Below are 13,894 nucleotides of genomic sequence, written 5' to 3'. Positions count from 1 at the left end.
TTTTTTAAATCAAGATTCATGTTTAAACATGCCAAAGATTCTCAAGTATCGATTACAGAACTCATGTTGCCTTCTCACTCTAATTTTAGTGGAAAAATACACGGAGGCCATATACTAAACTTAATGGATCAAATAGCATTTGCTTGCGCATCAAAACACTCTAGAAACTATTGTGTTACCGCTTCTGTTAACAAAGTCGATTTTTTAAATCCTATTGAAGTTGGCGAGCTGGTTACACTTAAAGCCTCTGTTAATTATACAGGAAGAACCTCTATGGTAATTGGGCTTCGAGTAGAATCTGAAAACGTACAAACCGGTAAAGTTAAACATTGTAACTCATCATATTTTACTATGGTTGCTATAGGGAAAGATGGTAAAAGTGCGCCAGTTCCTGGTTTAATTCTAGATAGCGTACAAAGTGTAAGGCGCTTTGCAAGAAGTATTGCTAGACAAGAACAAACAAGAACAAGGTCTTCAAGGTTTAACTCGTCTGAATTTAAAATTGAAGAACATATTGAACTACTTAAAACACAAAATGCTTCTATTGAATTATTTGAGTCTTAGCATTTTTACTTTATACTAAATAAAAAATCCCGCTAATAGCGGGATTTTTTATTTAAAGATATAATTATTATTTACTTAAATACATTTTGCGTCTTGAATATAAATCGTAAAATGCATCATCTTTTAAATCATCAATAAATAAAATGCTTTCACCAGTACTTTTCATTTCTGGGCCTAATCGTTTATCTACATTAGGAAACTTATTAAACGAGAATACAGGTTGCTTAATTGCATAGCCTTCTAATTGCGGATTAAAATTAAAATCTGTTACTTTCTTTTCGCCTAACATTACCTTTGTAGCATAATTTACATAAGGTTCTTTATAAGCTTTTGCAATAAAAGGCACCGTTCTAGAGGCTCTAGGATTAGCTTCAATAATATAAACCGTATCGTCTTTAATAGCAAACTGTATGTTAATTAAGCCTACTGTGTTTAAAGCTTTTGCTATAGTATTTGTATGATCTATAATTTGTTGCATAACCAAATTACCTAAGTTAAATGCTGGTAAGGTGGCATTAGAATCTCCTGAGTGTACTCCACATGGCTCAATATGTTCCATTATACCTATAATGTATACATTGCCATCGGCATCACAAATAGCATCGGCTTCTGCTTCAATAGCACCGTCTAAGTAGTGATCTAGTAATAGTTTATTATTTGGTATTTTGCGTAATAAATCTACAACATGCTCAACCAATTCTTCTTTATTAATTACTATTTTCATGCCTTGCCCACCTAAAACATAAGAAGGTCTTACTAAAATAGGGAAATCTAATTCATCAGCTAATGCTAAAGCTTCATCGGCATTTTCGGCTACTCCAAATCTTGGATAAGGAATATTATGTTCTTTTAATAATCTAGAAAAACTACCTCTATCTTCAGCTAAATCAAGAGATTCAAAGCTAGTTCCTATAATCTTCATACCATATTTAGTTAGTTTTTCTGCTAATTTTAATGCCGTTTGGCCACCTAATTGCACAATAACTCCTTCGGGGTTTTCATGGCGAATAATATCGTAGATATGTTCCCAAAATACAGGCTCGAAATATAACTTATCGGCTGTATCAAAATCGGTTGAAACCGTTTCTGGGTTACAGTTTATCATAATGGTTTCGTAACCACATTCGGCCGCAGCTAATACACCATGAACACAGCAATAATCAAACTCAATTCCTTGACCAATTCTATTTGGTCCAGAACCAAGTACAACAATTTTCTTTTTATCGCTTACAACACTTTCGTTATCGGCATAACGGTTACCGTCTGCGGTTTCCATATCGCTTTCAAAGGTTGAATAGTAGTATGGCGTTTGTGCTTTAAACTCGGCAGCGCAAGTATCTACAAGTTTAAATACACGCTGAATATTAAACTCGTCGCGCTTATTATATACCTGGCTTTCTAAGCAACCTAGCATATGGGCTATTTGCCTATCGCCATACCCTTTTTGTTTAGCTTCAAGTAATAAGTCTCTATCTAATGTATCAATAGTATAATTAGATATTTCTTTCTCTAACTGGAATAATTCTTCGTATTGCTTTAAATACCACATATCTATTTTTGTGATATCGTAAATCTGGCTTAGAGGAATGCCCATAGCAATTGCATCATAGATTACAAATACTCTATCCCAAGAAGCATGCGTTAGTTTATCTATAATTTGGTTATAATCTTTATAACCTTTACCGTCTGCTCCTAAACCATTTCTTTTAATTTCTAATGATTGTGTGGCTTTGTGCAACGCTTCCTGAAACGAACGCCCAATACCCATAACCTCTCCTACTGCTTTCATTTGCAGACCTAATGTTCTGTCTGAACCTTCAAACTTATCGAAATTCCAACGTGGTATTTTTACAATTACGTAATCTAAAGTAGGCTCGAATAATGCCGAAGTAGATTTTGTGATCTGGTTATCTAATTCATCTAAAGTATAACCAATAGCTAATTTTGTTGCTATTTTTGCAATAGGATATCCAGTTGCTTTACTTGCTAATGCTGAAGAACGCGATACACGAGGGTTAATTTCTATAGCTATAATTTCTTCTTTTTCGTCTGGCGATACTGCAAACTGTACGTTACATCCACCCTCAAAATCTCCAATACTACGCATCATTTTAATAGCCATATCGCGCATTTTTTGGTATGTAGAATCGCTTAATGTCATGGCTGGCGCAACAGTAATAGAATCGCCTGTATGAATACCCATTGGGTCCATATTTTCAATAGAGCAGATAATAACTACGTTATCGTTTTTATCACGAAGTAGCTCTAGCTCATACTCTTTCCATCCCATCATGGCTTTATCTATCATGACTTCATGAATTGGAGAAACCTCTAATCCGTGACGTAATAATCTATCAAAATCTTCTTCTTCATAAACAATGGCTGCTCCGGCTCCACCTAATGTAAACGAAGACCTAATACATAGTGGAAAACCAAATTTTTGGGCTATTTCTTTTCCTTTTAAGAATGATGTTGCTGTAGCTTGTGGCGCCATACCAACACCTATTTTTCCCATTAGCTCTCTAAACTGCTCTCTATCCTCTGTAATATTTATGGCGTTTATATCAACACCTATTAATTCTACATCAAAATCTTTCCATATACCTTTTTCATCTGCTTCGATACATAAATTTAATGCCGTTTGGCCTCCCATTGTTGGTAAAACTGCATCAATTTGAGGATGTTCTTTTAAGATTTTAATTATCGATTTAGTTGTAAGCGGCAACAAGTATACATGATCGGCCATAGATGGATCGGTCATAATTGTTGCAGGATTGGAGTTTATTAGTATGGTTTCTATACCGTCCTCCCTAAGCGATCTTAAGGATTGCGATCCAGAATAATCAAATTCACATGCTTGCCCAATTACTATAGGTCCTGAGCCAATAATTAATATCGATTTTAGTTTTGGATTTTTCGGCATTTTTACTCTTTATTATGTTGTGTTTTAATGTGTTGCAAAAATAGTAATCAGTAGATATAAAAAAAGGCATTACCGTTAAGTAATACCTTTTAGTTATCAACAATTGTTAATCATTATTTCTTATGTCTAGTTTCAGTTGACACAGATAATTTTTTTCTTCCTTTAGCTCTTCTACGTGCTAATACCTTTCTACCGTTAGCAGAAGCCATTCTTTCTCTGAAACCGTGTTTGTTTCTTCTCTTTCTTTTAGAAGGCTGAAATGTTCTTTTACTCATTATCTTATATCTTTAAATCTGAATTGTAATTTTAAAATAAATGGCTTCGTTAAAACCGAGGGCAAATATACAAAGCCTTTATGATTTTGCAAATCATTTTTTAAAAAAAATTTAAAATATTTTTAAAGTTTAAAAAACGTTTGTTAGACCTCTATATATTTAGACTTATCAATTATTTTGTTAAATATCTGTATTTACATTTCAATAAAATTTTAGTTTCTTTGCAATCTTAACTAAAGTTAAAACGGTTTATTTAAGTAGAAAACCTTATTTTTTTAATTGAAATTTAAAATATGTACAATAAAATTATAAAACTAATTATAGCAGCTGGAATTATTGCTTTTGCTATTTATCAATTTACAGAAGGCTATATTGGCAATGGTATTGCCCTTTTATTTTTATCTTTAATTTTTATATTTCTTTATTTTAAAAATGAATTTATTCTTTTAGCCTTTTTAAGGTTAAGAAAACAAGATTTTGATGGTGCAAAAAAATGGTTAAACAAAATTAAAAACCCTGAATCTGCTTTAGTAACCAAACAACAAGGATATTATAATTATTTACATGGCATTATGGTATCGCAAGATAACATGAATGAAGCTGAAAAATATTTTAAGAAAGCGATTTCTTTAGGCTTATCTATGGATCATGATTTAGCTATGGCTAAATTAAACTTAGCTGGTATTGCTTTTTCTAAAAGAAGAAAACAGGAAGCGCAAAAATTACTTAGTGAAGCACAAAAGCTTGACAAACAAGGCATGTTGACCGACCAAATTAAAATGATGAAGCAAAACATGAAACAAGCTGTTGGCCCAACACAACACTATGGGGCTGGTGCTTCTGTTAGATCTCAAAAAAGACGCGGAAGGTAAATTAATAGTTAATTTACCGAATAATACCCTTCTTTAGGTATTTCAACATAATATTGCTTTCTAGATTTATTATTAAGATGCGGTTCTCTTAACCAAGGGTTATGAAGCTTTAATAGCTTATAGTTTATACCAAAACGTTGTGCAAACTGTGTAAAATCTGTTACTGCTGTATCTACTTCAACTCTATAAGTTGGGATATTTGCATATAAATCTTTTTCTCTAAAATTGAAACCATATTTTTTAGGGTTTGAAAGTATTTCTTTTAAAGCTATAATTCTAAACAAATAACGTCCGGTTTCTTCTCCTAAAAGCAAATCGTAATAATTAGTTACACCCTGTTCTCTTAATCTTCTAGAAACTCCTGCGTTTCCTGCATTGTATGCGGCGGCGGCCAAAGTCCAAGAACCCAATTTCGCTTTGGCTTCTAATAAATATTTACAAGCCACTTCCGTTGCTTTTTCTAAATGATAACGCTCATCAACATTTTTATTTACTTCCAATCCGTTTTCTCTCCCTGTTGCTGGCATTATTTGCCAAACACCTCTTGCTCCTGCTGGAGAAACAGCATTGGTTAAACCGCTTTCTATTACAGCTAAGTATTTAAAATCGTCTGGAACACCATGTTTAGCCAAAATGGGTTCTATTACAGGAAAATATTTTTTTGAACGCTTAAACATTAATAACCCATTGGATTGCCAATACGTATTAACTAGTAATTCTCTATCCATACGTTCTAAAATATCTGGGTTTTTAAGCGGCACTGCTTCGCCTGCAAAATTTAAATCATCTGGAACTTGAAGCGCATAAACATTATAATCGTTTATTAATTTAGTTTCGAAATTTTCATCTGTAGGTGCGTCTTGGAGCGCATATATAAATAAGGTACATAAACTTAATAACCCAACAAATGCCAATCCTTTCTGTATAATTTTCATAGTAATACGTTTTTTATAAAATTAAAAAATAATAGTTTAGTTACCTAAAATTAGCTTAGGTAAATTTTCGTTAAACCATTTATACTTATTGATAATTGCAATATGCGTTCCGTTTTTAATAACAATACATTTTTTTATATTCTTAATAGGAAAAACAGCATCTTTATCGCCATGTATATGTATTATATCTGACCGATAAGCTAGTTGATTCCAGCAAACCATTTCTTTAATAGCCCAGCTTAAATATTTACTATTATTAACTGATAAGTATTTTTTATAAAGCTCTAATCGTTTGGTAATGGTTTCGCCAAAAGCATATTTTTCTAAAACATCTACCTTACTTGCTAACTGTGTTGGCACCAACAAATAAGCTTTTGTTGTTTTAGCCAAAAGCATTTTTTTTGGTAATTCGTACATAGATTTAACACTAGAAACTATAATAAGTTTTCTTACCTTAATATGTTTACTTATTTCTTGAACCAAAACACCGCCAAACGACACACCCAATAAAACAATATTGCTATGCTTTATACTTTTAGAAAGCCTTAATGCATAATCGCTTAGTTTTTCATTATCTAACGGTATCATCCATTCTAATAAATGTATTTTAAATTGATTTTCTGGCAACTTAATGTATTCGAAAATTTTTGGGCTAGCTGCCATACCTGGCATAAAATAAACATGTATTATCTCTTGACTCATAAGGCATTAACCATAAATTAACTTTAATCTAACAATTATTTTTTGTACTTTTGCACAAAGTTATTGAAATAGTGTTCACTATTTTTAATTTCCTTAGATTTAAAACAAAAATAACATGGTTGAAGCTGCAGAACTAATTGACAACGATTTTCTACGTCAATTTGAAATTAAAGTTGATAATGATTTAGCAATAATTGAATACTCTTTACAAGAAAGAAAGATATTTTTAACCAAACTAATAATTCCTGAAGGTGTTACTGACGATAGTTTTAAGAAAGAATTTTTAGCTCTTGTTTTTGAAGAAATTGAATCGCGTAACCTAAGTGTTATGCCTACATCTCCTGAAATTGCTAAATTTGTAAGAAGCAACAGAAAGTATAAACGCATGCTACCTGTTGGTGTTAGAATATAACATCTCTAACTACTTTTTAGATATATAAAAACCGAGACTATTTAGTTTCGGTTTTTTTGTATACTTTATTTTGGTTATTGTTTAACATAAACTAAAGTTAAATCTTTAGCATCAATAACTTGAGAAAAACCTTGATTATAAATTTTAATTTTATCTTTAAAAACCAACGATATTTTACCGTCTTTAATTGTAGCTTCACTTTCTCCAATTAAAACAACAGAATCATTTACAGAATAAGAAGCTGCTAAACTTATTATTCCTTCTGTATCGCATTCTACATTAAAGTGATATTTAGGCGATTCTTGATTTAACAAAGCAATACTTATGTCTGGACTAAAAGTAGTATTTAAAGACACGACTCCTTTATCATCAAAAAAAAGGGTTTCGTTTCGAGAACAATCTATTTCGTTTAAAAGATTTGTATTTGCTATGCCATCATTATTAATATCGAATCCTTCATCTACATTCCAAGCAGATAGCTTCCATACGCCTATAATTGAAGCGTTATCTGAATGAGATGTATCGTCTGAAGTACAACTAGCAAAAAAAGCTAATACACATAACATACAAAATTTAAAAAACAATTTATTCATAACAGGGGCATAATTAATCACCTATAAAAATAAATACGAAAAGTGGTTAACACACAATAAATAAGGCAAATGGCTAAAATTCAAGGTTTATTAGTAAAAAAAATATGCTTTTTTAGCTTGAAAACACTTTTTTAAACTCGAATCTTACTAATCCATCATCATCTATTTGTGTTAGTTCTACTTGATGCAGCGTATTAACAAGCTCTGGATTCCATGGCGATTTTACTTTCACATAGTTTTCTGTAAATCCATGAATATACCCTTCTTTATTTTCACTTTCAAAAAGCACGGTTCTTGTTGTTCCTATTTGGTTTTCGTAAAAAGCTCTACGTTTTTTAACAGACAAACCACGTAGCATTTTACTTCGTTTGCTTCTAACGTTTTTAGACACGACACCATCCATGGCTGCGGCTTCTGTATTATCGCGCTCAGAATAAGTAAACACATGCAAATACGAAATATCTAAATGAGTTAAAAAGTTATAGGTTTCCAAAAAATGTTCGTCTGTTTCACCAGGAAATCCTACAATAACATCAACACCAATACAAGCATGTGGCATAACTTCTTTTATTTTGCTTACACGATCTACATATAATTCGCGCATGTAACGGCGTTTCATTTTTTTTAAAATATCGTTACTTCCAGATTGCAACGGAATGTGAAAATGAGGCACAAAAGCCCTAGATTTTGAAACCAAATCGATCGTTTCATTTTTAAGTAAATTAGGCTCTATAGAAGAAATTCTTAATCTTTCTATGCCTTCTACTTTATCTAACTGTGACACTAAGTCTAAAAAAGTATGTTCGTGCTTTTTATTACCAAACTCCCCCTTACCATAATCGCCAATATTTACACCTGTAAGTACAATTTCTTTTATGTTTTGCTTAGAAATGGCTATAGCATTTTTTAAAACATTAGCCATGGTATCGCTTCTTGAAATACCGCGTGCTAAAGGAATTGTACAATACGTACATTTATAGTCGCAACCATCTTGTACTTTTAAAAAGGCTCGGGTTCTATCTCCTATCGAGTAGCTACCAACATAAAAATCGGCATCTTCAATTTCGCATGAGTGTACTTCGCCAAAATCGTTTTTAGAAAGATCGTTTAAATAATCGGTTATTTTAAATTTTTCTGTAGCTCCAAGCACCAAATCTACACCATTTACATCTGCCAATTCTTGTGGTTTTAATTGTGCATAACAACCTACTGCTGCTACAAAGGCTTTAGGATTTGCTTTTTGGGCTTGCTTTACTATAGTTTTAAAACGTTTGTCTGCATTCTCGGTAACCGAACAAGTATTTATTACGTATATATCTGCTTTTTCAGAAAAATCTACCCTATCAAAACCTTCATCGTTAAAATGTCTTGCGATGGTAGAGGTTTCAGAAAAATTAAGCTTACAGCCTAACGTATAAAATGCGACTTTTTTATTCATTGTATTTTCATTTCCGTGTAGCCAGAAAACTCATTATATTTACCTTCTTTGACTAAAAGATTGCAAATTTACAACTAATAAGTTACATGATAAAATCGCCTACTACACAAATAACCATCTACTTATCAGTATATTGTATTATTTTTTCGCTTTTATCTTGTAATAACAATTTAAATACCAATAAAGACCATCTTGTTTTTAGGTATAATGAATTTGCTAATATTAACACCTTAGATCCTGCTTTTTCAAGAACATTACAAGACAACTCGGTTTGTAATCAATTATTTAATGGTTTGGTTCAATTGGATAAAGATTTAAATATACTACCATCAATTGCTAAACATTGGGAAATTTCGAATAACGGAAAAACATACACTTTTAATTTACGAAACGACGTATACTTTCATAAACACAAATTATTTGGCAAAGACTCTACCAGAACTGTTGTTGCAAACGATTTTACTTATAGCCTAAACCGTTTAAGAGATGATAAAATTGCTGCTCCAGGAAGTTGGGTTTTAAATCATGTTGATAATTTTAGAGCGATAAACGATACGGTTTTCGAAATTAATTTAACGCAGCCTTTTCCTGCATTTATTGGATTATTAAGTATGAAGTACTGCTCTGTAATACCAAAAGAAATTGCAGCATATTACGGCTCTGATTTTAGAGCAAACCCTATAGGAACAGGGCCATTTAAATTTAAACGTTGGGAAGAAAATATTAAACTTGTTTTAAGAAAAAACGAAAACTATTTTGAAACCGATAACCAAGGAAACCAACTACCGTATTTAGAAGCTGTAGCGCTAACTTTTTTACCAGATAAACAAAGTGAGTTTTTACAATTTGCGCAAGGTAATATTGATTATTTATCTGGACTAGATGCATCGTATAAAGATGAATTACTTACGGCTAATGGTAAACTTAGAGATAAATACACCAAAACCGTAAATATGCTTAGAGGCCCATATTTAAACACCGAGTATTTAGGGTTTTACCTAGACTCTAAAACTCCAGAAACGCAATCGGTTTTAATAAGGCAGGCTATAAATTATGGTTTTGATAGAAAAAAAATGATGATTTATTTGCGAAATGGAATTGGCAACCCTGCAAATGGTGGTTTTATTCCAATTGGGCTTCCTGGGCACCATAAATCTATTGGCTATACATATAAGCCTGAAAAAGCAAAACAATTGATTGAACAATTTAAAATTGAAAGCGGAATTACAAACCCAAAAATAACATTGGTAACATCGAGCAACTATTTAAGCTTTTGCGAATTTATACAGCGTGAACTTGAAAAAGTTGGACTTAATATAATTGTTGATGTAATGCCTGAAGCTACCTTAAGAGCCGCCAGATCTAACGGAAAGGTAGATATGTTTAGAAGCTCGTGGGTGGCAGATTATTTAGATGCCGAAAATTATTTATCTATTTTTTATAGTAAAAATTTTGCTCCTGATGGCTCTAATTATTTTCATTTTAAAAACAAAACTGTTGATAGTTTATACAATAAATCTTTTTCCATTACAAACATTGAAAAACGTAAGTGCCTTTATACCTCTATAGATTCTTTGGCTATGAAAAATGCTATTATGGTACCACTATTTTATGATGAGGTAGTGCGTTTTACGCAAAAAAATGTAACTGGTTTAGGTACAAACCCTATTAATTTACTTGATTTAAGGTTTGTTAAAAAGATTTAAATCTCTTTTGTGTTTTTTCCAATATAGTCAATTACATCCTTCAATACAATTTCTAGTTTTTGCCATTTATTTTTTAAAAACATGTAATAGAAAATAAAAAGAAAGCTTGTAATGCATTACCAATAGCAAACAAGTGCGTTAGGGATTGTAGTGAAAAGCCCACAGGGAGGAACGACCGAGGACTTGCAACGTAAAGCCCGACCCTTGTGGTAACGCCCAAATTTTAATCTCTTCTATATTTTTTTGTTTCTTCAAATACATGTTCTAAAATGGCTTTATCTTGATCTGTAAACTCAACATTACGTCTTGCCATTACTATTGGGGCTACTTCGAATGCTTTTTTGGTTAGGTATGTTGTAAAGCCATTACTACCTCCCCAACTAAAACTTGGTATAAAGTTTCGTGGAAATCCGCTACCAAAAATATTAGCGTTTACTCCTATTACTGTACCGGTGTTAAACATTGTACTTATACCGCATTTACTATGATCGCCCATCATAAGACCACAGAATTGTAATCCTGTTTTTGCAAATCCTTCGGTTTTGTAATCCCACAACCTTACTTGAGCGTAGTTATTTTTTAAGTTTGAATTATTGGAACCTGCACCAATATTACACCATTCACCCAATACAGAATCTCCTAAATAGCCATCGTGCCCTTTACTGGAGTAACCAAAAATAACAGAGTTGCTTACCTCGCCACATACTTTACTGTAGGGTCCAATAGTAGTTGGCCCGTATATTTTAGCGCCTAGTTTAACTACTGCATTATTGCAAAGAGCTAAAGGTCCTCTTATTACAGAGCCTTCCATAATTTCTGCATCTTTACCTATATATATTGGGCCTGTACTAGCGTTTAATGTTGTATACTCTAATTTAGCACCTGCTTCTATAAATATGTTTTCTGGCGCTATTGTGTTATTACTTTTTGGTATAGCTTGCGAGATTTTATCTTTGGTTATAAGTGCAAAATCGTGCTTTATAGCTTGATCATTTTTAGAAAAAATATCCCAAGTATTTTCTATTTTAATAATGTCTTCAGAAAATTCTATGGCCTGATATTTTTCAAAATCTATATCATCTTGCTCTTCGGTTGCATAAAACGCAATAACATCTTCACCTTTAAAAATGGCTTGATTTGCTTTTAAATCGCTTATAAGTTCAACCAATGCTATATTAGGAAGAAAAGAAGCATTAATCATAATGTTTTCTTCCATTTCCACCATTGGGTATTTATCTGATAAATAATCTTCTGTAACTGTTGTTGTAGTCGTTTTTAAATAGGCTTCCCATTTTTCTCTTATGGTTAAAATTCCTATTCGAATATCTGCTACTGGTCTTGTAAAGGTAAATGGTAACAAATTGTTACGCGATGGTCCATCAAAAAGAATATAATTCATTATTAAAGTTAAAGGTTTATAAATCCCAACTGTTTTATAGTCAGAAACTTAAATTAACATTTTGATTCTTGTAAAAATAAAAAAGCCTTTCTACATAGAAAGGCTTTTTTTAATATCTTTTTTTGGCTAAATTTATTTTTTAAATTTAGCATATTTGTTTTTAAACTTATCTATACGACCAGCAGTATCTACTAATTTAGATTTACCAGTATAGTATGGATGAGATGTTCTTGAAATCTCCATTTTCACTAATGGGTATTCTACACCATCAACTTCAAGAGTTTCGTTAGTAACTGCAGTAGATTTTGTTAAAAACACATCGTCATTAGACATATCTTTAAATGCTACTATTCTATAATTTTCTGGATGTATACCTTTTCTCATCGCTATATGCTTTTTATTACTTTCAATTTTGGAGTGCAAATTTAAGTATTTTTTACAAACCTACAATACTTTTTATTATTTTTTATTTTGTTTTCAAATGTAACGTTTTACTATCTTTGGTTACTAACTGTACAACTAACAAATTAATTAAAATATTATGGAAAAATCTTTAAAATCTATTGCTACAAATTACGGTCTTTATTTAGGTATAACTTTAGCTTTAATAACCGTAATGGCTTACGCTGTTAACCTAGATTTATATACAAAAATATGGTTTGGCTTATGCTTATTAGCTATGATTATTGTTTTTGGCATCATTTCGGTTGTTAAGTCAAAGCAAGCTAATGGTGGCTTTTTAAGTTTTAAAAATGCGTTTACCTCTTACTTTATTACCATTTTAATAGGCTTAATAATTAGTGCCGTTGTTAGCATTATTATTTTTAATGTTATTGATCCTGAAGCTGCCGCAGAACTACAAGAAAAAGTAATTAATTCGCAGTTAGAACGCTTAGAAGCTTACAATGTTCCTGTAGAAGTTATTGATGAAACTATGGAAAAAATGGAAGCTCAAGGTAACATGTTTGCTATTGGTAATGCCTTACAATCTTTAGTTTTTCAATTAATAGGGTTTAGTGTTGTTGGGCTAATTGTAGCTGCAGTAATGAAAAAAAATAACCCAGAACAAGCATAATTTCTGTATTTTTGAATATTATTTTGAAATTATTCTAAATGCATATATCTGTAGTTATACCACTACTAAACGAAGACGAATCTTTAACCGAATTATATGATTGGATTGCAAGCGTTATGCAATCCAATCATTTTTCTTATGAAATTATATTTATTGATGATGGTAGTACTGATAATTCATGGCAAATAATCTCGCATCTTTCAAGTAAAAATAAATCTGTAAAAGGCATACGCTTTTTAAGAAATTTTGGAAAATCGCAAGCCTTACACGCTGGGTTCGATAAAGCTCAAGGTCAAGTAGTAATTACCATGGATGCCGACTTGCAAGATAGCCCAGATGAAATCCCTGAACTTTACAATATGATTACCAAAAACGGTTACGATTTGGTATCTGGTTGGAAAAAAAAACGTTACGACTCTGTTATTAGCAAAAACATTCCATCGAAACTATTTAATTGGGCTGCCAGAAAAACATCTGGTGTTAAACTAAATGATTTTAACTGTGGCCTTAAAGCTTACAAAAAAGATGTTGTTAAAAACATTGATGTTAATGGAGAAATGCATCGTTACATTCCTGTTTTATCTAAAAATGCCGGCTTTAGCAAAATTGGAGAAAAAGTTGTGCAACACCAAGCGCGAAAATACGGAGAAACAAAATTTGGCATGAATAGATTTATACACGGCTTTTTAGATTTAATTACCATTTGGTTTCTATCGCGTTTTGCCAAAAGTCCTATGCATTTATTTGGCGCTTTAGGGTTTATTATGTTTGCCATAGGCTTCACCTTTGCTGCTTACTTAGGCATAGATAAATTATTTTTAAACCCTACAGGAAGACTAATAACCCAAAGACCACAATTTTACATAGCTCTTTCTACAATGATTATTGGAACACAATTTTTTGTTGCAGGATTCTTAGGAGAACTCATTTTACGTAATAAAACAGATAAAAAAAGATACCAAATTAAAGAAGAATCTAATTTATAGTTAACTTCTTTAAA

At 31.8% G+C, this 13,894-nt stretch carries 14 protein-coding genes; 6 read left to right on the top strand and 8 right to left on the bottom strand.

The annotated features are described in order from the left end of the window. Positions 1–18 precede the first annotated feature (18 nt). On the top strand, positions 19–564 hold the full coding sequence (locus ACNG5D_RS04315) for an acyl-CoA thioesterase (RefSeq protein WP_418182259.1): 546 nt from the start codon (positions 19–21) through the stop codon (positions 562–564). A gap of 67 nt (positions 565–631) precedes the next feature. Here ACNG5D_RS04315 and carB read toward each other — a convergent pair whose 3' ends face one another. Both carB and rpmH read right to left on the bottom strand, forming a co-directional pair. Next, positions 632–3,487 carry a carbamoyl-phosphate synthase large subunit gene (gene carB / locus ACNG5D_RS04310; protein ID WP_418182258.1) on the bottom strand — a complete coding sequence of 952 codons (2,856 nt, stop codon included), beginning with the start codon at positions 3,485–3,487 and terminating at the stop codon, positions 632–634. A gap of 113 nt (positions 3,488–3,600) precedes the next feature. Next, positions 3,601–3,762 carry a 50S ribosomal protein L34 gene (gene rpmH / locus ACNG5D_RS04305; protein ID WP_042495769.1) on the bottom strand — a complete coding sequence of 54 codons (162 nt, stop codon included), beginning with the start codon at positions 3,760–3,762 and terminating at the stop codon, positions 3,601–3,603. A 293-nt stretch (positions 3,763–4,055) separates the two neighbouring features. Between rpmH and ACNG5D_RS04300 the strand changes: the two genes are divergently transcribed. Then, positions 4,056–4,634 carry a tetratricopeptide repeat protein gene (locus ACNG5D_RS04300; RefSeq protein WP_418182257.1) on the top strand — a complete coding sequence of 193 codons (579 nt, stop codon included), beginning with the start codon at positions 4,056–4,058 and terminating at the stop codon, positions 4,632–4,634. Between the two features lie 8 nt (positions 4,635–4,642). Here the strand turns inward: ACNG5D_RS04300 and ACNG5D_RS04295 are convergent, their stop codons facing one another. Both ACNG5D_RS04295 and ACNG5D_RS04290 read right to left on the bottom strand, forming a co-directional pair. Further along, entirely contained in the window at positions 4,643–5,569 is a 927-nt protein-coding gene (locus ACNG5D_RS04295; protein ID WP_418182256.1) for a lytic transglycosylase domain-containing protein, read from the bottom strand. A 36-nt stretch (positions 5,570–5,605) separates the two neighbouring features. Next, the gene (locus ACNG5D_RS04290; protein ID WP_418182255.1) at positions 5,606–6,271 is read right to left on the bottom strand and encodes an alpha/beta hydrolase family protein; all 666 of its coding nucleotides are present in this window, start codon (positions 6,269–6,271) and stop codon (positions 5,606–5,608) included. A 115-nt stretch (positions 6,272–6,386) separates the two neighbouring features. Here ACNG5D_RS04290 and ACNG5D_RS04285 point away from each other — a divergent pair, with 115 nt between their 5' ends. Beyond that, positions 6,387–6,683 (top strand): N-acetyltransferase, encoded by a 297-nt coding sequence (locus tag ACNG5D_RS04285; RefSeq protein WP_418182254.1) that lies wholly within the window; start codon positions 6,387–6,389, stop codon positions 6,681–6,683. A 74-nt stretch (positions 6,684–6,757) separates the two neighbouring features. Here ACNG5D_RS04285 and ACNG5D_RS04280 read toward each other — a convergent pair whose 3' ends face one another. Together ACNG5D_RS04280 and mtaB are read right to left on the bottom strand one after the other, a co-directional pair. Continuing rightward, complete coding sequence (locus ACNG5D_RS04280) at positions 6,758–7,249, bottom strand: hypothetical protein (RefSeq protein ID WP_418182253.1); 492 nt, start codon at positions 7,247–7,249, stop codon at positions 6,758–6,760. 139 nt (positions 7,250–7,388) lie between these two features. Then, complete coding sequence (mtaB, locus tag ACNG5D_RS04275) at positions 7,389–8,714, bottom strand: tRNA (N(6)-L-threonylcarbamoyladenosine(37)-C(2))-methylthiotransferase MtaB (protein ID WP_418182252.1); 1,326 nt, start codon at positions 8,712–8,714, stop codon at positions 7,389–7,391. Between the two features lie 86 nt (positions 8,715–8,800). Between mtaB and ACNG5D_RS04270 the strand changes: the two genes are divergently transcribed. After that, on the top strand, positions 8,801–10,420 hold the full coding sequence (locus ACNG5D_RS04270) for an ABC transporter substrate-binding protein (RefSeq protein WP_418182251.1): 1,620 nt from the start codon (positions 8,801–8,803) through the stop codon (positions 10,418–10,420). Between the two features lie 223 nt (positions 10,421–10,643). Here the strand turns inward: ACNG5D_RS04270 and ACNG5D_RS04265 are convergent, their stop codons facing one another. Both ACNG5D_RS04265 and ACNG5D_RS04260 read right to left on the bottom strand, forming a co-directional pair. Then, on the bottom strand, positions 10,644–11,819 hold the full coding sequence (locus tag ACNG5D_RS04265; protein ID WP_418182250.1) for a GlmU family protein: 1,176 nt from the start codon (positions 11,817–11,819) through the stop codon (positions 10,644–10,646). A 132-nt stretch (positions 11,820–11,951) separates the two neighbouring features. Next, a complete protein-coding gene (locus ACNG5D_RS04260; protein ID WP_418182249.1) occupies positions 11,952–12,203 on the bottom strand; it encodes a type B 50S ribosomal protein L31 in 252 nt (83 codons plus the stop codon). A 157-nt stretch (positions 12,204–12,360) separates the two neighbouring features. On the opposite strand from ACNG5D_RS04260, the gene ACNG5D_RS04255 reads away from it, so the two are divergent. Both ACNG5D_RS04255 and ACNG5D_RS04250 read left to right on the top strand, forming a co-directional pair. After that, positions 12,361–12,894: a DUF4199 domain-containing protein gene (locus ACNG5D_RS04255; protein ID WP_418182248.1), complete on the top strand. Its 534-nt coding sequence runs from the start codon at positions 12,361–12,363 to the stop codon at positions 12,892–12,894. Between the two features lie 38 nt (positions 12,895–12,932). Further along, positions 12,933–13,880, top strand: coding sequence for a glycosyltransferase family 2 protein (locus ACNG5D_RS04250; RefSeq protein ID WP_418182247.1), 948 nt, complete (start codon positions 12,933–12,935; stop codon positions 13,878–13,880). Positions 13,881–13,894: the final 14 nt, after the last annotated feature.

The sequence above is a fragment of the Algibacter ulvanivorans genome (assembly GCF_048381495.1).
GTDB lineage: Bacteria > Bacteroidota > Bacteroidia > Flavobacteriales > Flavobacteriaceae > Algibacter_B > Algibacter_B ulvanivorans.
This window is presented reverse-complemented; position numbering and strand designations above follow the sequence as displayed.